The organism is Acinetobacter sedimenti, assembly GCF_022601685.1.
GTDB lineage: Bacteria > Pseudomonadota > Gammaproteobacteria > Pseudomonadales > Moraxellaceae > Acinetobacter > Acinetobacter sedimenti.
The window spans coordinates 74,079-94,913 of the sequence record NZ_JAKUML010000004.1 but is presented as its reverse complement, the minus strand read 5'-3'; the positions used below and the strand labels follow the sequence as shown (position 1 = coordinate 94,913).

Annotated in this window: 21 protein-coding genes and 1 tRNA gene; 11 read left to right on the top strand and 11 right to left on the bottom strand. The window is 39.6% G+C overall.

Annotation, left to right across the window (positions count from 1 at the left end; all coding sequences use genetic code 11):
* Positions 1-41: 41 nt before the first annotated feature.
* A complete protein-coding gene (locus tag MKI79_RS03440; RefSeq protein ID WP_241570670.1) occupies positions 42-1,538 on the bottom strand; it encodes an amidase in 1,497 nt (498 codons plus the stop codon).
* Between the two features lie 278 nt (positions 1,539-1,816).
* Between MKI79_RS03440 and MKI79_RS03435 the strand changes: the two genes are divergently transcribed.
* Complete coding sequence (locus MKI79_RS03435) at positions 1,817-2,344, top strand: hypothetical protein (RefSeq protein ID WP_241570669.1); 528 nt, start codon at positions 1,817-1,819, stop codon at positions 2,342-2,344.
* Positions 2,345-2,399: 55 nt separating this feature from the next.
* Here the strand turns inward: MKI79_RS03435 and accC are convergent, their stop codons facing one another.
* From accC to tusD, 7 genes are all read right to left on the bottom strand, one after another.
* Positions 2,400-3,761, bottom strand: coding sequence for an acetyl-CoA carboxylase biotin carboxylase subunit (gene accC / locus MKI79_RS03430; RefSeq protein ID WP_241570668.1), 1,362 nt, complete (start codon positions 3,759-3,761; stop codon positions 2,400-2,402).
* Between the two features lie 16 nt (positions 3,762-3,777).
* Positions 3,778-4,188, bottom strand: coding sequence for an acetyl-CoA carboxylase biotin carboxyl carrier protein (locus MKI79_RS03425; RefSeq protein WP_241570667.1), 411 nt, complete (start codon positions 4,186-4,188; stop codon positions 3,778-3,780).
* 22 nt (positions 4,189-4,210) lie between these two features.
* Complete coding sequence (gene aroQ, locus MKI79_RS03420; RefSeq protein WP_241570666.1) at positions 4,211-4,666, bottom strand: type II 3-dehydroquinate dehydratase; 456 nt, start codon at positions 4,664-4,666, stop codon at positions 4,211-4,213.
* Between the two features lie 272 nt (positions 4,667-4,938).
* Positions 4,939-5,250, bottom strand: a complete 312-nt coding sequence (locus tag MKI79_RS03415; protein WP_241570767.1) for a TusE/DsrC/DsvC family sulfur relay protein — start codon at positions 5,248-5,250, stop codon at positions 4,939-4,941.
* A 179-nt stretch (positions 5,251-5,429) separates the two neighbouring features.
* On the bottom strand, positions 5,430-5,720 hold the full coding sequence (locus MKI79_RS03410) for a DsrH/TusB family sulfur relay protein (RefSeq protein WP_241570665.1): 291 nt from the start codon (positions 5,718-5,720) through the stop codon (positions 5,430-5,432).
* Positions 5,721-5,737: 17 nt separating this feature from the next.
* Complete coding sequence (locus MKI79_RS03405; protein ID WP_241570664.1) at positions 5,738-6,091, bottom strand: hypothetical protein; 354 nt, start codon at positions 6,089-6,091, stop codon at positions 5,738-5,740.
* A gap of 38 nt (positions 6,092-6,129) precedes the next feature.
* The gene (tusD, locus tag MKI79_RS03400; RefSeq protein WP_241570663.1) at positions 6,130-6,498 is read right to left on the bottom strand and encodes a sulfurtransferase complex subunit TusD; all 369 of its coding nucleotides are present in this window, start codon (positions 6,496-6,498) and stop codon (positions 6,130-6,132) included.
* A gap of 108 nt (positions 6,499-6,606) precedes the next feature.
* Here tusD and MKI79_RS03395 point away from each other — a divergent pair, with 108 nt between their 5' ends.
* The 6 genes from MKI79_RS03395 to MKI79_RS03370 all read left to right on the top strand — a co-directional run bounded on the left by MKI79_RS03395 (position 6,607) and on the right by MKI79_RS03370 (position 13,432).
* Complete coding sequence (locus MKI79_RS03395; RefSeq protein WP_241570662.1) at positions 6,607-7,617, top strand: SDR family NAD(P)-dependent oxidoreductase; 1,011 nt, start codon at positions 6,607-6,609, stop codon at positions 7,615-7,617.
* A 283-nt stretch (positions 7,618-7,900) separates the two neighbouring features.
* A complete protein-coding gene (fumC, locus tag MKI79_RS03390) occupies positions 7,901-9,295 on the top strand; it encodes a class II fumarate hydratase (protein WP_241570661.1) in 1,395 nt (464 codons plus the stop codon).
* A gap of 177 nt (positions 9,296-9,472) precedes the next feature.
* Positions 9,473-10,489, top strand: coding sequence for an aspartate carbamoyltransferase catalytic subunit (locus MKI79_RS03385; protein ID WP_241570660.1), 1,017 nt, complete (start codon positions 9,473-9,475; stop codon positions 10,487-10,489).
* 103 nt (positions 10,490-10,592) lie between these two features.
* The gene (locus MKI79_RS03380; protein WP_241570766.1) at positions 10,593-11,855 is read left to right on the top strand and encodes a dihydroorotase; all 1,263 of its coding nucleotides are present in this window, start codon (positions 10,593-10,595) and stop codon (positions 11,853-11,855) included.
* Positions 11,856-11,955: 100 nt separating this feature from the next.
* Positions 11,956-12,031: transfer RNA gene (locus MKI79_RS03375), tRNA-Arg, on the top strand.
* Between the two features lie 165 nt (positions 12,032-12,196).
* Positions 12,197-13,432, top strand: a complete 1,236-nt coding sequence (locus tag MKI79_RS03370) for a tyrosine-type recombinase/integrase (RefSeq protein ID WP_241570659.1) — start codon at positions 12,197-12,199, stop codon at positions 13,430-13,432.
* Between the two features lie 47 nt (positions 13,433-13,479).
* Here the strand turns inward: MKI79_RS03370 and MKI79_RS03365 are convergent, their stop codons facing one another.
* The 3 genes from MKI79_RS03365 to MKI79_RS03355 all read right to left on the bottom strand — a co-directional run bounded on the left by MKI79_RS03365 (position 13,480) and on the right by MKI79_RS03355 (position 16,133).
* Positions 13,480-14,475: a hypothetical protein gene (locus tag MKI79_RS03365; protein ID WP_241570658.1), complete on the bottom strand. Its 996-nt coding sequence runs from the start codon at positions 14,473-14,475 to the stop codon at positions 13,480-13,482.
* A 45-nt stretch (positions 14,476-14,520) separates the two neighbouring features.
* Complete coding sequence (locus MKI79_RS03360) at positions 14,521-15,639, bottom strand: YagK/YfjJ domain-containing protein (protein ID WP_241570657.1); 1,119 nt, start codon at positions 15,637-15,639, stop codon at positions 14,521-14,523.
* A gap of 266 nt (positions 15,640-15,905) precedes the next feature.
* The gene (locus MKI79_RS03355; RefSeq protein ID WP_241570656.1) at positions 15,906-16,133 is read right to left on the bottom strand and encodes an AlpA family phage regulatory protein; all 228 of its coding nucleotides are present in this window, start codon (positions 16,131-16,133) and stop codon (positions 15,906-15,908) included.
* Positions 16,134-16,219: 86 nt separating this feature from the next.
* Between MKI79_RS03355 and MKI79_RS03350 the strand changes: the two genes are divergently transcribed.
* From MKI79_RS03350 to MKI79_RS03335, 4 genes are all read left to right on the top strand, one after another.
* Complete coding sequence (locus MKI79_RS03350) at positions 16,220-17,524, top strand: hypothetical protein (protein WP_241570655.1); 1,305 nt, start codon at positions 16,220-16,222, stop codon at positions 17,522-17,524.
* A 69-nt stretch (positions 17,525-17,593) separates the two neighbouring features.
* Entirely contained in the window at positions 17,594-19,228 is a 1,635-nt protein-coding gene (locus MKI79_RS03345; protein ID WP_241570654.1) for an HNH endonuclease signature motif containing protein, read from the top strand.
* 128 nt (positions 19,229-19,356) lie between these two features.
* Positions 19,357-19,647 carry a hypothetical protein gene (locus MKI79_RS03340; protein ID WP_241570653.1) on the top strand — a complete coding sequence of 97 codons (291 nt, stop codon included), beginning with the start codon at positions 19,357-19,359 and terminating at the stop codon, positions 19,645-19,647.
* A 24-nt stretch (positions 19,648-19,671) separates the two neighbouring features.
* Entirely contained in the window at positions 19,672-20,715 is a 1,044-nt protein-coding gene (locus tag MKI79_RS03335) for a DUF932 domain-containing protein (protein ID WP_241570652.1), read from the top strand.
* Positions 20,716-20,835: the final 120 nt, after the last annotated feature.

Here is a 20,835-nt window from a genome sequence, read left to right as displayed (position 1 = left end):
AAAATTAAACGTCAGCTTAAAATCTGTACTGAAAAAACATTTTAAACCACAATATTTTGATAATTTGACTTCCACGGTTGCGCCATTTCTAACTGATGAGCCAATTGTAATAAGCGATCTTCCCGAGCAAACGGCGCAATAAATTGTGAGCCTAAAGGCAGATTATGCTTATTCCAATACAACGGCACGGACATCGCAGGTAGACCTGTGATATTGGCAAGCTGCGTAAATGGTACCCACTTGAGATTATCTTTAATGAGCTGTTCCATGAGTGCGCCTTGTGCAAGCCAATCGGCTTTTCCTAAAGTCAACAAAGTTTTGAGAATTGGTTTTTGCCAACTTGGTGTGGAAACTTCTCCATTTTTTGGGGCAACCGTCGCAGTACTTGGTACAAGATAGAGATCATAGCGATTGAAGAAATGATTCATTGCGGTGACATATTTTCCCCAATTCTGCAAATTATGGATATAGTCCACAGCCGATGTATTGGCTCCGAAAGCCGCAATGACACGTGTATCAAGTTCAAAATCACTGTCACGAACACCTTTACCAAGATCAAGTTTGGTTTGATAAAGATTGTGTGCACACTGACTAAACCATGTGGTAACAAAGTCTTTGGCGAGCTGTGTACCGTTGATATTTGGTTGATCTTCAACCACTTGATGTCCGAGCGATTCTAATAGCTTTACAGTCTGCTTGATGGCGTTTATCGCATCTTTAGACACTTTAGTGCCCACAGGTGAAACGGTTGAATACGCAATTTTTAACGGTTGAGGAGGGCGTTGAATCAGTTCTAAATAGCTTTGCTCGGGATCAGGTAGGCGAAACAACGAACTAGTTTCAAAGCCATGAATCACATCAAGCATTGCGGCACTATCACGCACTGATTTGGTCAGGACATGCTGTGTCGCTGCACCGTGCATCAGTTCACTGCGATTCGGTCCCCACGGCGTTCGTCCACGACTTGGCTTAAGTCCGAATAATCCACAATACGACGCAGGAATACGAATCGAACCACCACCATCGTTTGCACCTGCGATCGGAGTAATGCCTGCTGCAACTGCTGACGCAGAACCGCCTGATGAACCACCGCTATTATGTTTGAGATGCCACGGATTTTTGCATGCACCCCAAGCGACAGGTTCGGTGACGCCTTTGATACCAAGCTCAGGCGTATTGGTTAGCCCAAAGCTGAGTACACCTGCATTTTCCCAGCGGTTGACGATTTCTGAATTTTCTTTTGGTGTGTATTGCTGACGAATATAAGCATTGCTACCACAGCTAGCAGGGACACCTGCATACTCTTGGAATAAGTCTTTGGCAAGAAAGGGTACACCTGAAAATATCCCAGAAGGCATTGAGTTTGCCTTATTTCGGGCTCGATCATACATCGGCGTGATAATCGCATTAATCTTAGGGTTTACTTTTTCGGCACGATTGATGGCGATTTCTAGAAGTTCACTGGCTTGTATTTGTTTTGACTGAACCAGTTCAGCAAGACCAAGCGCATCATATTGTATATATTCTTCAAATTTCATCATCTTTCCCTTTTGTGATCTTTTGTGCAACTCAGCTTTTTCAAGAACAAAGTCTTGTGCTTACATCCGTGTTTCAAGCTATGTTAATGATGCTAAAGGATCATTTTAGACTGTGCAATGTGTATTCGAGCGAATCGAAGAATAGTTGTTCAGAATGGATGAATAAACTCATCAAAAAAGTGATTCGTTGAATTGTTTTATATCGTTAATGTAAAACACATTTTCTAAAAACTATGCTAACTTTGCTTGAGGATAGTTTTAGAATTGATATAAATGCGATGAAAAAAATTGTATTCACCACCGTGACGATGCTGTCACTGAGTTTATGGACGACTTTCGCTGTAGCGCAAATTGCTGATACGGAGTCTGCACAGGCTCAGAATAATGAACAAATCACCAATGATGAAGCTCAAGAGCTCGTTGCCGCTGCCAATAGTTCAAAAATTAACATTCAAACACGACCTGAAATTATGGGCTTGTGGGGGATGGAAATTCCTCAGAATCAAAGTTGCGTGGAATATTATAATTTCAGCGGTGAAAACAGTATGGTGATCAAAAGTGCTGATGAATGGTCGATTGCACAGTACCAATACGAAGCGCCAAGTAACCGAAGCGAATCTCTACCGATGCTAATATTTAAGATCAGTTATGATAATAATGAAATGGATTGTTCAGGTGTGAAGCAAGATCAGAGCAATGAGCTTTCAAAGTTTTTTGTGAAATGGGTTAATCAAAATCAAATCCAGTTCTGCGGTACACAACGTGGAGAAAACTGTTTTGCAACACTGAATAAGCAGTTGCCATAATTTCTCTAGTTGATTATTTTTGACGAAATTTAGGTAAAAAAAGTAAGCGATACGCTTACTTTTTTTCTTGAGGCATAAATGGTTTGAGCAAATGCTTTTCCAAATAATGAATATCCATTGCCGTTTCACGGAACTGAGGATCACGTAAAATAATATTCTTATGCAGTGGAATATTAGTTTTTACCCCAGTAATCACCATCTCATCTAAAGCTTGACTAAGTCTTGCAATCGCTGTTTCACGATCTTTGCCATGCACAATAAGTTTTGCGATCATCGAATCATAGAAGGGCGGAATGTTATATCCTGCATAGAGATGTGAGTCCACCCGAATCCCTGCACCACCCGGAGTAAAGTAGTTTTCAACTTTCCCTGCCGATGGTAAAAAGGTTTGCGGATCTTCGGCATTGATACGACATTCCATCGCATGCCCACGCACTTCAATATCTTCTTGCTGTAGGTTTAAACCGAGCCCAGAAGCGATACGAATCTGTTGTTCGATAATATCAATTCCTGTAATCATTTCTGTCACAGGATGCTCAACTTGAACACGTGTATTCATTTCAATAAAGAAGAATTCTCCATCTTCATAGAGAAATTCAAAGGTTCCTGCGCCACGATACTGGATCAATTCACAGGCATTGACACAGGCTTGTAAAATATCTGCACGAGCTTGCTCAGGTAAGTTTGGTGCGGGTGCTTCTTCTAAGACTTTTTGGTGGCGACGTTGTAGTGAGCAATCACGATCATAGAGATGGATGGCATGACCATTGCCATCAGCGAGCACTTGCACTTCAACATGGCGTGGCTTTTGTAGGAAACGTTCCATGTACACGGTGTCATCACCAAACCACATTTCTGCATCACGCTGTGCAGCTTGGACAGATTCAAGCAACGTATCGACACGTTCGACGATACGCATCCCACGACCACCACCGCCTGCAGCGGCTTTCACGATCAATGGAAAGCCAATTTCCTTGGCTTCGGCGAGGGCATTTTGTGGCGTGACAGCATGCGCTGAACCCGGTACGGTTGGCACCCCCGCTTTTTTCATCGCAACGATGGCAGAGACTTTATTGCCCATCAGGCGAATGTGTTCGGGGCGTGGTCCGATAAAGGTAAAACCAGAGCTTTCAACAATCTCTGCAAATTCAGCATTTTCAGATAAAAAGCCATACCCCGGATGAATGGCATCTGCACCAGTCACTTCGGCAGCAGTAATAATTGCAGGAATATTCAGATAACTTTCACTACTTGTCCCAGGACCAATACAAACAGCTTCATCGACGAAACGAAGGTGCATCAAATCTTTGTCCGCATCTGAATAGACACCGACCGTTTTAATGCCTAAGGCTTTGCAGGCTCTTGTGATACGAAGCGCAATTTCACCACGATTCGCAATGAGTACTTTTTGCAACATGATTAGACCTCACTGCTTAAGGGCGAAAGCGAAACAGAGGCTGACCGAATTGAATAATATCGCCGTTTTTCACCAAAATTTCTTCGATAACACCGCTTTGAGTCGCTTCAATCGGGTTCATGATTTTCATGGCTTCGATGATCCCAAGCGTTTCACCTGCCGAAATGGTTTGTCCAATTTTGACAAACGGCGCTTCGCCTGGATTTGGTGCAGCATAGAACACGCCAACCATCGGTGCAGTTTCGATCGCACCACGTGAAGATTTCACCACAGGTGCCTCAGGTGCAGTAGCAACTGGTGCTGTACCAGCAACAACAGGATTACGACGCGTCAGAGAAATCGCTTGATCTCCTTCTTTGACTTCTAAGGCTTGTAAGTCAGACTCAATCATGAGGTCGATGAGTTTTTTAATCTTGCGAATATCCATAAAAATGAATTCCTTGAGTCGTCTATTTCTGTTGTTGTGTAGCTAAATGTTGAATAGCAAAATCTAACGCATAGTCATAACCACGTGCGCCAAGACCACAAATCACGCCAACTGCTTTGTCAGAGAGGAATGAGTGATGGCGGAAGCTTTCACGTGCATGCACATTGGAGAGATGTACTTCGATAAAGGGAATAGCGACGCCAAGTAGAGCATCACGCACGCCAACCGAAGTGTGTGTTAAGGCAGCTGGATTGATAATAATAAACTGATAATTTTCGATACTGGCTTGGTGAATGCGATCAATAATGGCACCTTCCCAATTGCTTTGGAAATAATCAAGCATTACGCCTGCCGATTCTGCTTTTTGTTTTAACTGGACATTGATGTCATCGAGCGTCATTGAACCGTAAACTTCAGGCTCACGTTGTCCAAGTAAGTTGAGATTAGGTCCATGAATAAGCAAAATGCGGGTTTGCATGATCGGCATTCCAAAGTTTGCAAGAATTATAAATGTTCAAGATCTCGACAAGTTTAGCCAAATTTGCCGATTTATCGAAGCAAGATACGTCTTATTGTAACTTTTTACAATGTTTAAAACTATCAAAAATTTCAAAAACAAAACGAAATATTGTTGTGAACAGGTAAATTATTTTTGTGAAAAATGATCACCTTTTGCCAATTGTGTCCAAATTGAAGAATGATTCTCATTGTTTTAAATTTTAATATTGGGGATGCTCAAAACGCTACATTTTATAAGCAGTTTGGTGGTTTTGGTAAACCCGAAAGTCTTGTGATGTGACGTGCAACAAGACCAGTATTAAAGCGTTGCATGAGTAACTGATTGCTAATCTCGGGATTGACCTTTGTGCTTAAATATTTAATCAAAGGGCGAGTTGCAGGTGCATATCCGTACTCATCATAGAAGTTGCGAAGTGCATAGAGGATCTCAAAATGTGCATCGTCCAAAGTCAGCTCTAGTGTATCCGCCAACTGCTGTGCAACCTCAGGCGTCCAATCTTGGAAGTTTTGCAAATGTCCGTCTTGATCGAGTTCTAGCATAATTGGTTTTGAATCCTGAATTGAAGGTTCTGATTTGATTATGGGCTTAGAAAAAACGAACGAGTCGTGTAAATTTCAAGGCGAACCTCGCACAGCAACCGCAGTGTACAAAAAAGTACATGAGGATTGCGAGCAAGGCGCAACGCAGAAATTTTCCTACGCTGTTGTTTTTTTCAAGTTCCCTATTGCCAAGTATGTACTTTTCGACTGTATTGCAATAGTTCAGCCCAGTCTGCATAGTCGATGATTTTCATATTTTCTAAGATTTTTTCATGCTGTATATGTGCATCTGCACTCAAGATAAAAATCGCTTTGGCATGTGAAATCGCATTGAGTGAGGGTGCAAGTACGGCATCTTCTAAGAACAGTACAGCATCTTGATCGGTCACGATATTGGCAAGCTCGAAAAGTGCTTGCTCAAGTCGGTTGTAATTCGCTTGAAGAATAAATAATTGATGAAAAGAGGTTTGCATGATTAGGTCGATCTCGCTTACCAATGAATAATGTGATCGAATTGCGCAATGAATGCTTGGTCAAGCGTGACTTCTTGAAGCGCATATTTGCAATCTTTCAATAATGGATGTTGGCGATCTTTGCTTAAAATGTATAGGTGTTCAATGTCATAAAATTCAAAACTTTCTACCATTTTACTGGCAGATTTGATGAAATGTTTAAGCTGTAGATTCGCCGTGGTCTGACTTGCCAAAAGACTTAATCCTGCATCACGAAATAGCACATGGATATTGATGTCAAAACTGGCAAATAACATGAGTGCGGACAGGCTTTCATTGACATTGATTGCCGATTGATCGTTTTTTGAGAGGATAATCAAGACTGTGCGCATAGAATGATTCATTAATGGTTTATCTTTAAACTGAATATTTAAAATTGCAATAAGTGATCAGCACTTTTGATTGCTTCAGCCAGTGTTCCCAGACCTGTCAAAGTGTATTGCTCAGCAAGATTGTCATGTGCAAGATGATGGCGTTTGGCATTTTCTTCATCACTTACCCCACGACTGAGTGCTGCACTGACACAGACGTTTAGTGGGACATTGAGCGTTTGCCATGCTTGGGTGAGGTTGAGTTCATCTTCGGCACGCCACAACTGAGCATTTGCAATGCTGACCGCATCTTGATAAAAAAATACTTCAAAGGATTGTTGCTTACTTTTCATTGCACAAGCCAGTTGAAAAGCATGATAGGCTAATCTTGTCGTTGGCGCTGCGGTGATTAAAATTAAAGTATGCATCGTGGCGGTGCTCAGTCATGGTATACATCTGATGTCTTGACGTGTAATCACGATATAAATCAAATGAATTAAACTTAATTTTGCACAAAACTAAATCGAGGAAATCACATGATATTAGTCACAGGTGGATTGGGATACTTAGGTAGCCATATCGCATTGTACCTGATGTCCAAGGGACACGAAGTGGTACTGGTGGATAATTTATCACATGCCTCGATGGAGAGTTTGGAGCGACTGGAGTATATCACAAAACTCTATATTCCTTTTATGCGCCTTGATGTACGTAATACACCTGCTTTGCAAAAAGTCTTTGAGCAATATCCGATTGATTATGTGATTCATTGTGCAGGGTTTAAAAGCTTGTCTGAGTCTGCGCATAAGCCACTAGAATATTATAATAATAACCTGAGCTGTATCATGAGTGTGCTACGTGCCATGCAACGTGGTGGTGTGCGTCGCTTGGTCAATCTATCTTCACTGACAGTCTATGGTGCATCAGGTGCAGATTGGAAAGAGCAGGACGAATTTCAATATCAACACCACATACCCTATGTGAGAACGCAACAAAATATTGAACATATTCTGCAAGATACATTTAAAGTGGATGATTTTTGGCAAATTCTCAATCTAAGATTGGGGAATGTCATGGGGACATTCACCGATGGAAAACTGGGTGAATGGACACAACACATTCCAAAATCAGTGATTCAACACTTGCTACAAGTGATTGCAAATCAGCGAGATGTCTTTGAAATTTTTAATCAATCTTTAGATACCGAAGACGGTACGGCAGAGCGTAGCTATTTGCATGTTATGGATATGTTGGATGCACTGTACAAACTCATGCTGTGGTCGAATGATCAGAAAAATTTCTTAGAAAGTTTTAATTTATGTCATCCTGAATTACACAGCTTGAATACCTTGATTGAAAAGGTGGAAGATGTGACCAGTGGTGTCATTCAGATCCAAGAAGCAGTGGATCAAGTGCAAGAGTTTGCACAGTTGAAAGGGAATATGGATAAGCTCAATGCCACGATTTCATGGCAAGCAGAACATAATCTTGAAAAGATGGTTCAGGATCAATGGACATATTATCAGGCAAGCTTAAATGGTATTTAATTAATGCGGTTTCGGATGTGACTTCGTATGCTACAGAAATTTAAAGTGCAAAACTTTTAAAATACTGCCATCATATTGTCCGTCGCCAGCCAAACATGTATATATGTTGCCAGCCATACCATTCACCTATAGTCGAGAGCTTTAATCCTGCTACAGCGTTAACATCACTCGCAGTACGCATATGTACACCTTCGTTCGGTTGCCTTGTATCAGAAATAAATTTCTTCGACTATAAAATCAAAGTTTTCACGATCAAAATCGTGCGGGCAACAGAGAGGAAAGTATGTCTAAAACACGTATTGAACATGACACTATGGGCGAAGTCGCTGTACCAAGTGATGCAATGTGGGGCGCACAAACACAGCGTAGCCTGCAAAATTTTAAAATTGGTCAAGAGCGTCTGCCGCGTGCGATGATTCGAGCAATGGGCTTGGTGAAAAAGTCTGCCGCATTGACCAATGCCTCTTTATCGCAAATTCCTCAAGATATTTGTGACGCCATTGTTGGTGCAACTGATGAAGTGATCACAGGGCAATGGGACAGTCAGTTTCCATTGGTGGTGTGGCAAACAGGTTCAGGCACGCAAAGTAACATGAACTGCAACGAAGTCATTGCTAATGTTGCCAATCAAAAGCTCGGTCAGCCACTTGGTGCGCAAAAGCCTGTACACCCAAATGATCATGTTAATCGTGCACAATCAACCAACGATTCTTTTCCCACTGCGATTCATGTTGCGGCTGCGATTCAGATCAACGAGTTACTGATCCCTGCACTCACGAATCTAAAAAATACATTAGCTGCCAAATCTGCTGAATTTGAATCCATTGTGAAAATTGGTCGTACTCATCTGCAAGATGCAACGCCACTCACTTTAGGACAAGAGTTTAGCGGTTATGTTAGTCAGCTTGAGCATGGTTTGGCATGTTTGGATTATGCTTTACAAGGTTTGTATGAATTACCACTTGGTGGAACGGCAGTCGGAACGGGTTTAAATGCCCATCCTGAATATGCAGAAAAATCAGCAAAAAAATTAGCAGAACTCACTCAACTTCCTTTCGTCACTGCACCGAATAAATTTGAAGCTTTGGCAGGGCGTGATGCAGCCGTATTTGCCTCAGGTGCACTAAAAACCATTGCAGCCAGTTTGAATAAAATTGCCAATGATGTGCGTTGGCTTGCCAGTGGTCCTCGTTGTGGTTTGGGTGAATTGCGCATTCCTGAAAATGAACCCGGTTCAAGCATCATGCCAGGTAAGGTCAATCCAACCCAAAGTGAAGCGATGACTATGGTGGTTGCACAAGTGATGGGTAATGATACGACAATTAATATTGCAGGGGCTTCAGGTAACTTTGAGTTGAATGTGTTTATGCCTGTGATTGCCTATAACTTGTTGCAATCCATTCAACTACTTGGCGATGCAGCGAATAGTTTTAATGATCATTGTGCCGTAGGTATAGAGCCGAATCATGAAAAAATTGATCATTTCTTACATAACTCATTGATGCTAGTCACGGCGTTGAATCCTGTGATTGGCTATGAGAATGCCGCCAAAGTTGCAAAAACTGCGTATAAGGAAAATAAATCACTCAAGCAAGTTGCGGTCGAGCTTGGTTTGGTGACAGCAGCACAGTTTGATGAAGTAGTGCAACCTGCGCAGATGGTTTATCCAAATCTGTAATGCTATGTTGAATTGAAATGAAAATAAGCATTGGGTTGAGCGCTACTCAATGCTTTTTTATTATCATTAAATTTCGCTACTTTCTACAAAAGCACTTCAAATTAAAAAACTGCGCAACATAACGATTTTCCGTTAGAATAAGCGCATTTGAGAATGTACCGATTGAGGATGCCTATAATGCACATTGCTGCTCTACATCAACCAAGTCAGATTCAGCTCAATCAAGATGGAAATCTCAAACATTTTCTCACCATCGAAGGGCTGAGTAAAAGCAATCTCACCAAAATCCTCGATACTGCGCAAAGTTTTTTTGATGAAAATAATAATCTGATCACCACGCCGTTATTAGAAGGGCGTACAGTGATGAATCTATTTTTTGAAAATTCAACACGAACAAGGATGACTTTTGAGGCCGCGGCAAAACGTCTTTCTGCCAATGTCCTGAATATTGATATTGCACGTTCAAGTACAAGTAAAGGTGAAACTTTGCGAGATACTTTGTGGAATCTTGAGGCGATGGCAGCAGATATTTTTGTGGTGCGTCATTCGGCATCGGGTGCGGCACATTTTATCGCCGAAACAGTCTGCCCGAATGTAGCGATCATCAATGCAGGTGATGGACGCCATGCCCATCCAACCCAAGCCATGCTTGATATGCTGACGATCCGCCGTGAATCAAACAAGCCATTTTCTGAGTTAAGCGTGGCGATTATCGGGGATATTAAACATTCTCGAGTAGCACGCTCTAATATTGCAGCGCTCCAAACTTTAGGTTGCAAAGATATTCGAGTGATTGGTCCTCGCACATTATTGCCTGTGGCATTTGATGATTATTCGCAAGATGTGCGTCTATTTACCGACATGGATGCTGGTGTGAAAGACTGCGATGTGATCATTGCGCTACGTATCCAAAATGAACGGATTGATTCGCCTGCATTATCCTCACAGCAAGAGTTTTATAAGTTGTATGGCTTAAATGAAGAACGTCTGGCTTTGGCAAAACCAAATGCCATCGTGATGCACCCAGGACCGATGAATCGTGGGGTGGAAATCGCTTCGAGTATTGCAGATGGTGCGCAATCGGTGATTCTTAAACAGGTCACCAATGGTATTGCGGTGCGTATGGCGGTACTTGTTTTAAGTATGCAAGGACAATTGCAATATCAAGGCTTTATCGACACTTTAAGTCTGTAAATCTGAAATGAAATTTGAAACTATTCTGCAAAAGTAAAGTGAGGCTATTGTGAGCGAAGTCGAAATAAATCAAAACAAAGTAAGCCAAAACCAAGCAAGCCAAATCATAAAAATTGAAAATGTTCGTGTCTTAAATCCATTGACCGATACTGATCAAGTGCAAACGGTGTACCTTGATCAAGGGCGTTTAGTCGATGGACACGATCTTAATAAACATCGTATTGATCAAAGTCAAATCACGCAGATTGATGGAAAAGGGCATTGGCTGATGCCGACCATGCTTGATTTGTGTGCACGACTTCGTGAACCGGGTCAGCAACAACACGGTACGCTCAAATCAGAAGGACTTGCCGCACGAAAAAATGGCATTTTGCATATCGTCACACCACCTGATAGCAAGCCAATTGTCCAAGATAATGGTGCGTTGCTCGCAGGACTCCGTGAAAAAGCACTTAAAGATGGTGGTATTTATCTGCATATTATTGGTGCACAAACTCAAGGCTTAAATGGTCAGCAACCTGCCAATATGGCAGGACTGCGCAAAGGCGGTTGTATTGCGGTATCCAATGCCAATGCGGCGTTTGCCAATGATGATGTGGTGATTCGTACTATGGAGTACGCCGCAGGACTCGGTTTAAAAGTCGTGTTCTATGCCGAAGAGCCAGAGATTGCCAAAGATGGCTGTGTGCATGAGGGTTTTATTGCATCACGTCAAGGCTTGCCGATGATTCCACCAATCGCTGAAACAGTTGCGATTTCAAAATATCTGCACATGATCGAAGCGACAGGTGTGGAAGCACATTTTGGTTTGTTGTCATGCGGTGAGTCGGTGCAACTGATTGCCAATGCTAAAGCCAAAGGTTTGCCTGTTACTGCTGACGTGGCGATGCACCAACTGCATTTAACCGATGCGATTATTGATGGTTTTAATTCATTGGCGCATGTACGTCCGCCTTTGCGCTCTGAACAAGATCGTCAAGCGCTCCGTGAAGGTGTGCGTTCGGGTGTGATTGATGCGATTTGTACCCATCATGAGCCACTCAGCAGTTCAGCGAAAATGGCACCATTTGCCGAAACTGAATCGGGCTTTAGTGCATTTGATAGTTTTGTGTCTTTAGGTGTGCAGTTGGTTGATGAAGGTTTGTTGACACCACTGCAATGGGTGCAAAGCGTAACCACCAATGCGGCTCAAGTTTTTAATCTCAATGAAACATGGCGAAAGCAATCAGGTTGGGTTTTGGTCAATCCAAATCAATCGTGGGTGATGGAAGCTTCGTCGATGTATTCACAAGGGAAAAATACACCACTGATCAATCAGCATTTAAAAGGCAAAGTGGTTGATTGTTTTATTGTAAATGTAATCTAAAGCACTTTTAATTTGTTTGAAATCTAGGCAATTATGCAGAGTAAATGCGAGTGGTGCTTTACCTGCATCTGAGAATTGCCTATGATGTGTTGCCTTAAATGCGCTCATAGCTCAACAGGATAGAGTACAGGTCTCCGAAGCCTGTGGCGTGGGTTCGAGTCCCGCTGAGCGCACCATATTCTTTTCCTTAGCAGTCCTTGCTTATCCTAATTATATTGATAATAAACAGTTTAGGTTTTGGTATAATCCCATGGTGTCCTAAGGCTTCCCGTTATTACCGGATTATTTTGCGGTATTTATTGCGGTAAGTAGACTTTTTCTCATATGAGTTACCGTGAAAAATGCCTAAAATCGTAAAAAATCTAACAGATAAGCAAATAAAATCTGCGCTAAATGCTCATAAAAATCTTGAAATAAAGACCTTAATCAAATTAGCTGACGGAAAAGGCTTATATTTTGTAATTGATAAAAAAGGTTGTTCTTTCTGGCGTTTTGATTATGTGAGACCAATTAGTCGTAAACGTAATAGTATTTCACTTGGTACATATCCTGAAATATCATTAAGTGAAGCAAGGGATAAGCAAGTTGAATACAGGAAACTACTTTCACAAAATATTGATCCAGTAGTAGAAAAAGATAGAAAAAAAGAACAAGCACGATTTCACTTGGATAATACATTTAAGTTGATCGCAGAAGAGTATCGAAAAACGGAAGAACTCGAGCCGAGTACGCAAAAAAGAAATGCTTTTGTATGGGAAAAGTTATATCTCTCTATTGGTCATATTCCAATTAGTGAAATTACAGCAACACAAATTTTAGATGCATGTAGGCTTTATGAAAAGCAAGGCAAGACAGATTCAGCTCGTCGTATGCGTAGCAAAGCATCTCAAGTCTTTCGTTATGCGATTGCACTAGGATTATGCCAATTTAACATTGCTGATCAAATAAGTGGCATCCTGAAAACAGGAACAAAGACACATAGAGCTGCCATAACAGACGCTGAACAACTTGGAAAGCTTTTGAGAAGCATTGATCATAATTTTGGGCGTGGTGAGATCACAGTTGACTATGCTCTTAAAATATTGCCACATGTGTTTGTGAGACCAGGAGAGCTAAGGTCTGCAAAGTGGGATGATATCGATTTTGAAAAGAGGCTGTGGGTTTATACACCAGCTAAGACTAAGAATCAGACAGCACTACAGCATATTGTTCCCTTGTCGAATCAGGTTTTTCAGTTATTCAAAGAGTTGTATGAAATAACAGGTGGAAGTGATTTTTGTTTTGTTTCGATGCGTAATTCAAGTCAGGTTATCAGCGACTCAACCATAAATAAGCGTCTCAAGATGTATGGTTTTGAAAATGGTGAAACAACAGGCCATGGTTTTAGAGCGACTGCACGGACCTTGTTAGATGAGGTTTTGAAGTTTCCCATTGAAAGAATTGAGCAACAGTTAGCTCATCAAGTACGTGACATGCATGGTCGTGCTTATAATCGGACTAAATACTTAGATGAAAGAGTTACTATGATGCAGGCATGGTCAAATTATTTAGAAAGCCTGAAATCGAGTTGTACTTAGGCATAAATAGACCATAAGAATTTATGCCTTTATTGAACACAAATGTGTCAACAGTCCTTGTAAATAAATTTAGGTGAGACGATATCAGACTCGTAGTAGACGTAGTTATAACGCTCTAACATCGAACTAAAAATAACTTTCCAGTTTTTCTCATTTATTCCATCCACTCCTTGAATGTCCATTTGGTAAAGCACTTCATTCATTATTAAAGCAATATTTGCATGTGGCGCAAGACTAAAATATTGATCATTTTTGATATCTAAAAACTCTTTCATAGAGAGTGCTTCAGACTCATAGTCTGTTGCACAATAGAGGGTAAGACTATAGTTTCTAGATAAATCACACTGCAAACAAAAAAATAAAGTGAAGAGGTTTAATTCATGCTTCTCATGGAATTTATTAATCATCGACTGTATTTGTTTAACTAGAGCTCCTTCAAAGAATGTTTTCTCTCGGAATGATATACATGCTTCTGTGTTAAACACGTATGTAAAAACATTTAGATTAAACCGCTGATATTTTTTAAAAAGCTTTTTCATCACTGATGTATTTGTTTTTCTAATTTCATCAATCAGTATTTTTCTTTTTTCACGGTCTGAAATAGCATTCTTTAGTGTTGAATTACTCTTTACTTCATATACAAACTTTTCTACAGCAGGCTGAATAGTTGCGATGTACTCCGAGTTGTATAGAAAATAAGGGTTGATAGGTTTATCTAATGAATAGCCTAAGCTTGAATATGCCTGATGTATTGTTATAACGCTCTTGCTGAGTTTGAATGACTTATCATTAAGAAACTTAGTATCTATTGGTTTGATGTTTAATAGCAACTCAAATACACGATCTGTGGAAGGAGAATTACTTACATAATGCTGTGTAATGGATGGGCCTTGCTTTTTGATTTTAATTTTAAAGGACGTATAGCTAGGATTAGTGATAATTGTTGAGACTATTTGCATAATGGCTAGATTTGTTTCTTCTCTGCATAAATAAGGCTGGTTATTTAAGGTATGAGAACTCAAAGTTTCGATAGGCATATTCATATTAGGACTCGGATTTGGTTAGCTGATATATAGGGTTTTATTCACTTACGGTACGAAAGTGTTTGTAGAGGCAGTTTCTAGTAAAGACATGGCTGATACTCTAGGTCTGCCAGCTTTACTCTTTTTATATTTACGTGTGCTATACCCAAATATTCTTTGCCTAATTTCGCTTCTTTCTAAGATGAATTGCTCAGGCTTTGTAATGTAATCAACCACTTTATCTAAGGTTTCTATTTTTTCATGATCGTTGTGTGCTACTAAGCCAATAGCAACATTTTTATAGCTTTCTTTATTATGGTTACAGCTATGAAATGTACCTTTGTCTTTCGTCATCTTTTTCCATAATTTTCCTAAAAGATCTGCATAAAATGTATCTTGCTTATAGATGTTACCATCCATAAAGAAGATAAAATGGTAGTGATAGCCTTTCTTAAGACCATATTCTAACTTCCAAATAAAACCGACTATTGAAGGGATGCTGTCGTTAGGGGCATGTAGTTTTTTTATAAAAAGACGATGAAAAACCTTGAGAAGCTTAAGTGGAATTTTAAATTCTCTGCGAATTGCAAAGTCAATCCTGATTACTAGGAGTTTACTGAATGTAGTAAATATCTTTCTGATTTCACGTTTAGCAACTTTATTATGGTATTGGCTTTTTTCTAAGCGTGATTTAATCGCTTTTTGATAAGTTTGGTCGTTAGCTATAGCATGCTGAAGTTGATTGCATAGCTTATTTAATATTTGGGCTTTAAATACAGAATGGTTCGGTGATATTGGGATTAAATCACTTTGATTTCTATACCAAAAATCTGTCTCTAGATTCTGTAGGATGTATGCAGGAATGACCTCTGTAAATACTTTACGGCATAAGTCAGTTTCTGGGCTTGTGCACGTAGTGTCCTGCATATAAAAAGGATCAATTCTTTTGAAAGAGTCATGAACCTTTTTAACTGCAATTCTATATACTTTACATCGTTCATCAAGCTCATAGATATTGACCTCTCCAATTTCTTTTAAAGTACGAATAAGAAAAATATATTCGTATTGTTTGTAGGCTTCTTTTTCATCAAAAAGAGCATCTTCTGTTTCAAAAACGTTTGAGCTAATTTTTTTCATTGCTAATGCTAGAGGTTCTCTTGAGCATGTACTTTGTTCAATGGTCATATAATTCATGTATTGGTAAATTTTAAGTATAGAAATCTCTACCAAGGCATTGTTAGCCTTGGTATAAATCTAGATAGGGTAGAACACATAGGAATTAATGGATTTTATAAGCAACTATTATTTATAAGATTTTAATAAATATAGTCTTATTAATTAAATATAAAATCCTAAATTATAGAAAGGATAAAAACATGACAAATCCAATACTTCATTTAATGTGTTCTTGGGTAGAGTCGCCTGTTTTAACAAGCTGTTAATTTGGAAAGTTAACAGGTAAAACGCTGCTGTGATTTCAACTCTAGCCACTCAATGATTTCATGTTCAAACCACCCGACAGCACTCGCACTCAATTTGACTGGTTTGGGAAATGTTGGATCAAAGCGATGTGATCTTTCATTAAGCTTTTCATAGATAACGGAACGGCTGAGTCCAGTACATGCGGTTACTCCTTTGAGTCGGACGATTGTTGGGCGTAGATAGGTATTTGATTGCATTGTATTTAACTCCATGATTGAATGAGTTAAAACTAACAGCAACTATTTGGACAAAAAATAGTGAATCTATGTCCGAATGAGGGAAAATGAATAAAAAGCAGAATTTATTTCTTAAGACAGCTTGTTTGACTAGAACACAAATGTTTATTGAACAAGAGTTTGATTATTTTCATCTAGTACAAAAACATTCCACGCTGTTAGATGCCTTTCAAGCAATGAATCAAATAATTTTGGAAGCATACAGAAAAAATCGTTGGGGAGTCACTATAGATAGCTTGCTATCCTCGCAAGAAATAACAGATGAATATTTAGATCTGGATTCGACGTTTTTTTTTGAAAGCGAGCTTCTAGCTTGTTTTTGGGGGAACGTACAGTATGGTGAGGACTTTAAGAACCCTATTCAAAACAAGTTTGGTCTCAATTTAACTAAACAATTTCGTTTTGCCTACCCTGAAATAGTTTTTTTAACAATACAAAATTCTGAATATTCAGAGCTTTATAAAGAAGTCCAAAAATTAGCTAGTTGCTACGATTTAGCCAGTTTGGCTTTTAGGAGGTTATTGAATAGAGATAAGTACCTGATTTTAATTTATCTTCAATTATGTAACGGATTACAAACTCTAGAACATAGAGAGCAGGACTTACAAGATTACCACGGCTTAATTCACGCTCTTACTCCAGCTGAAACTTTAAAGAGAGGTGCTAATTCTGTATTGCTCAAACCTATGAATCATCTTTCGTTAGGGAATTTGAAGGGTCAAGACGAAGAAAATCGATCTGTTGAGATTCAAGAAGCTATTCTACATTTTCAGTTGCCAATAGGAAAAAGCAGTTCATTTTATCAAGTACTATTTTCAAATTTTTATGGTCTCTATCAACTGTTAAATAAAAATTTAATGCTGAATGTTATGGGCTCTTTAGAAGAGCTAGAAGATATCCTAGAATTTCTATCAATCAAGCTGAATGAGAAAAAAAATTCACATCAGAAAGAAAAGTCTACCCTAGTTGAGTATGAAGCTTTAATACTTGAATACTTCTGTTTATTCAAAAAAGAGCAATACTGTGAAGTAGGTTTATCTGAACCTAATGGTTTTAATAAATTCCTATATGATGTGTTGAAGTCTGAGAAATTTATAGCCTCTTCTGTCTGTAAATTTATACCATTAGCTTATAGAGACGGGCTTAAAAGTGTAGATTTAGAATTTGGGAACGTGCTAGTTAATGTGTCCTTTAACCATGAGTCGATAAGAAAAAAACTTGAGCGACGGAGAAAAAATCAGAGACCAACGCAAATTTTAACTCCTGAAAATAGTATTTTAGAAGAAAATCGTGATGCTGATTTTTCTGAAGTTGCTGCTAAGTTGCGAGATTTTGAATTTGTAGAGCGATAATGTAGTTATTTTTAATAGAAAATATATTAAAATCAATTATTTATTTTTTACCTATTGAGTTGATTAAAGATGGCTGAACAGAAAAAAGAAGATATTTGTTCAATATACGAAGCAGCTTGTTTAACAAAACTTTCTCCCGAGCTTCTAGAGTGGTTTACAAAGTTTGCTCCAAAGCACAAAGACAAGCGTAAGCTTCAATTTTATAAAAAAGAGGGAGATCTGCTTTTTTTTGAGAGATCGGAGTTATTCTCATTTAATAATTGGTTGAAAACCCCTTGGCCTAAACCGGCTGATCAACAAAGGCCTAATATACCAGAAGGTATTAAAAGAGAGGTCATAGCTGAGGCTAATATGGCCTGTGCGATGTGTAACAGCTACCGGGGTACTTGTGAAATAGCGCATATTGATCCGGTACATAAAAGCTTAAATAACCATCCTGATAACCTAATATTTTTATGCAGTAATCATCATACAGCTTTCGATAAGGGAATATTTATTCCTATAGATAAGGAATTCGTTGCTAACCTTAAAGATATAATACTACGTAGAAAATGTCAGAATTGGTCATTTCAAAAAGATATCAGTATTAAGTTGATTACAGTTTTAGAAACTTGTTCTAAGTTACTTGAGCAATTAAAATCGGAAAGCACACCAGAGCATATAAAGACTATTGAACTAATAGCAAAAGAAACTCTATCAAATATACCAAAATTGGCTCCGGTATCAGAATCTGACCCTAAATATGCTGATTTTATAAAAATTCAGAAACGTATTGAGGAGGTTTCTGGTGATTCTCAAGCTAGTGTAAAAGAGAGACTAGTTAGAACAAGAGCTATTAAGCAAGAATATACTACAGCATATGGTTTTGTAGCATGTCCTTTGTGTAAAGGAAGTGGTATTCATGGGGAATCAGAATGTCCTGTTTGTTTTGGCGATAAAGAAATAGAAGAACAAGAAGTTAAAAACTTAGATTTATCAGTTTTTGAAAAAGTTGAGTGTCCATTATGTAGGGGAGATAGAACACATCTCGGAGAGAATTGTCCTGTTTGTGAGGGAGTTGGTGAGCTTGAAAAAAGATACTCTGTTGAAATTGATTTAAGAGAGTATGATTTAGTTGCCTGTCCAGTATGTAAAGGTAAGGCAAGATATAATGGGGATTATTGCCGTGCATGTAATGGAGAGGGTGAACTTGAACAGCGATACGCTGATGAAATAGATTTAAGAGATTATGCTTTAGTTCCTTGCCCATTATGTAAAGGCGAGAGAAGACATAATGGCGAGGATTGTCGTGTATGTTATGGGGAGGGTCAAATTGAACAGCGATACGCTGATGAAGTTGATCTAAGTCAGTACTCGTTAGTGCCTTGTCGATTGTGTGATGGAGAAGGGCGATATCGTGGTGAAAATTGTCCTGTTTGTGATGGAAATGGAGAGATTGAAAAAGGATATGCTGATGAAGTTGATCTAAGTCAGTACTCGTTAGTGCCTTGCCCATTATGTAAAGGGCGTGGTCAACGCAGAGGGGATGATTGTCCTGTTTGTGATGGAAATGGAGAGATTGAAAAAGGATATGCTGATGAAGTTGATCTAAGTCAGTATTCGTTAGTTCCTTGCCCATTATGTAAAGGGCGTGGTCAACGCAGAGGGGATGATTGTCGTGCTTGTGATGGTAATGGGAAAATAGAGAAAAGATATCGGGATTAAAAAATCATTTCAATTTTTTTGAGATACATAACATCCTCATGAGAATCATGAAGCTCTTTGCAGGGTTCATGGAAACAAGGTCTGCATTCGTGCAGGCCTTTTTTAATATTTAAATGAGGAGTTTGGCGGTGAGCTTGAAATGCCCCTTTTGCCAATCAGCAGAAATCGTAGTGATTGAAATGAATCATCAGTTTAATACAGCACTTGCACAAGTCGTGTCTCCTGCAACCTTAGGTGCACTTGGTGCAACAGTGGCAAAATCTTTTAACTTACCACCACTAGTCGGTGGTGTAGCAGGCACAGTCATTGGCGGACTGATTAATGCAGTTACTGAACAACCAACAAAGCCACAGCAGTCTTTGTGCTATTGCCAAAACTGTACTCAGAAATTCCCATCAAACCTGCTTCATTCAGGTTGAACGAGTGTAAAAAGGAATACCATCATGACACATCAATTAGAACAAATGGCGTATGTTAGGGATACACCTTGGCATGGTCTTGGTAATCAGTTAAGCCCGCATCAGCCCATTGAAATTTGGGCACAGCAGGCAGGCATGGACTGGCGTATCGAGTCATCTAATGTCAGTTATATGGCACAGAATGAACGTGGACAAAGCATCATCATGCCGTATGAAGACCAGCGTGTACTGTACCGTTCTGATACTCATGCACCCTTGTCAGTGGTCAGTCAACGTTTTCAGGAAGTCCAACCTCGTGAGATCTTAGAGTTCTATCGTGATCTAACTGAACAATCAGGCTTTGAATTGGAAACCGCAGGCGTGCTTAAAGGTGGTAAGAAGTTCTGGGCGCTGGCACGTACAGGTCAATCTACTGCACTTAAAGGCAAGGATGTCAGTAATGGCTACATTCTGTTGGCAACCGCTTGTGATAGCACCTTGGCAACTACGGCACAATTCACTTCCATTCGTGTTGTCTGCAACAACACCTTGGCGATTGCTTTACGTGGTCAGAACAGTAATGCAGGTGTGGTGAAAGTTCCGCATAGCACCAAGTTTGATGCAGATAAAGTCAAACAACAATTGGGCATTTCAGTACGTGCATGGGATGAACACATGTACGAAATGAAGCAGCTCAGTCAGCGTAGAGTCACCCAAGGAGAAGCAGCAGCTTTCTTTGATGCAGTGTTCAACAATACCAGCATGAGTGTGGCAGATCAGGAGGACAACATTATTCAGTTCTACCGTGATGTTGCGACTCAGGCAGCACATGCAATTACCAAGGAAAAAGCTGAACCTAATGCCAAGGCGATGACAAAAGCAATGGACATGTTTAATGGCCAGGGACGTGGTGCAGAGTTGAGTTCTGCTAAAGGAACAGCCTATGGATTACTGTGTTCAATTACAGAATTTATTGATCATGAACGACGTGCCATGAGTACAGATCATCGACTCGATTCAGCTTGGTTTAGTGCAGGAGCAGCGATCAAGCAACGTGGACTCGAACAGGCTTTGCGTATGGTGTCATAGCGTAGAAATTTGAGTTTCTTGCAATGGAAAGTTAGACCTATCTATTTATATTTTAAATATAAATTTACATTTCAAAATAATTAAACCACATCTTCGGGTGTGGTTTTTTTATGCCCTTTA

Coding starts and splice junctions, on each gene's coding strand:
- MKI79_RS03440 (WP_241570670.1), bottom strand. CDS start 1,538: ATGAAATTTGAAGAATATATACAATATGATGCGCTTGGTCTTGCTGAA.
- MKI79_RS03435 (WP_241570669.1), top strand. CDS start 1,817: ATGAAAAAAATTGTATTCACCACCGTGACGATGCTGTCACTGAGTTTA.
- accC (WP_241570668.1), bottom strand. CDS start 3,761: ATGTTGCAAAAAGTACTCATTGCGAATCGTGGTGAAATTGCGCTTCGT.
- MKI79_RS03425 (WP_241570667.1), bottom strand. CDS start 4,188: ATGGATATTCGCAAGATTAAAAAACTCATCGACCTCATGATTGAGTCT.
- aroQ (WP_241570666.1), bottom strand. CDS start 4,666: ATGCAAACCCGCATTTTGCTTATTCATGGACCTAATCTCAACTTACTT.
- MKI79_RS03410 (WP_241570665.1), bottom strand. CDS start 5,720: ATGCAAACCTCTTTTCATCAATTATTTATTCTTCAAGCGAATTACAAC.
- MKI79_RS03405 (WP_241570664.1), bottom strand. CDS start 6,091: ATGCGCACAGTCTTGATTATCCTCTCAAAAAACGATCAATCGGCAATC.
- tusD (WP_241570663.1), bottom strand. CDS start 6,498: ATGCATACTTTAATTTTAATCACCGCAGCGCCAACGACAAGATTAGCC.
- MKI79_RS03395 (WP_241570662.1), top strand. CDS start 6,607: ATGATATTAGTCACAGGTGGATTGGGATACTTAGGTAGCCATATCGCA.
- fumC (WP_241570661.1), top strand. CDS start 7,901: ATGTCTAAAACACGTATTGAACATGACACTATGGGCGAAGTCGCTGTA.
- MKI79_RS03385 (WP_241570660.1), top strand. CDS start 9,473: ATGCACATTGCTGCTCTACATCAACCAAGTCAGATTCAGCTCAATCAA.
- MKI79_RS03370 (WP_241570659.1), top strand. CDS start 12,197: ATGCCTAAAATCGTAAAAAATCTAACAGATAAGCAAATAAAATCTGCG.
- MKI79_RS03365 (WP_241570658.1), bottom strand. CDS start 14,475: ATGAATATGCCTATCGAAACTTTGAGTTCTCATACCTTAAATAACCAG.
- MKI79_RS03360 (WP_241570657.1), bottom strand. CDS start 15,639: ATGACCATTGAACAAAGTACATGCTCAAGAGAACCTCTAGCATTAGCA.
- MKI79_RS03355 (WP_241570656.1), bottom strand. CDS start 16,133: ATGCAATCAAATACCTATCTACGCCCAACAATCGTCCGACTCAAAGGA.
- MKI79_RS03350 (WP_241570655.1), top strand. CDS start 16,220: ATGAATAAAAAGCAGAATTTATTTCTTAAGACAGCTTGTTTGACTAGA.
- MKI79_RS03345 (WP_241570654.1), top strand. CDS start 17,594: ATGGCTGAACAGAAAAAAGAAGATATTTGTTCAATATACGAAGCAGCT.
- MKI79_RS03335 (WP_241570652.1), top strand. CDS start 19,672: ATGACACATCAATTAGAACAAATGGCGTATGTTAGGGATACACCTTGG.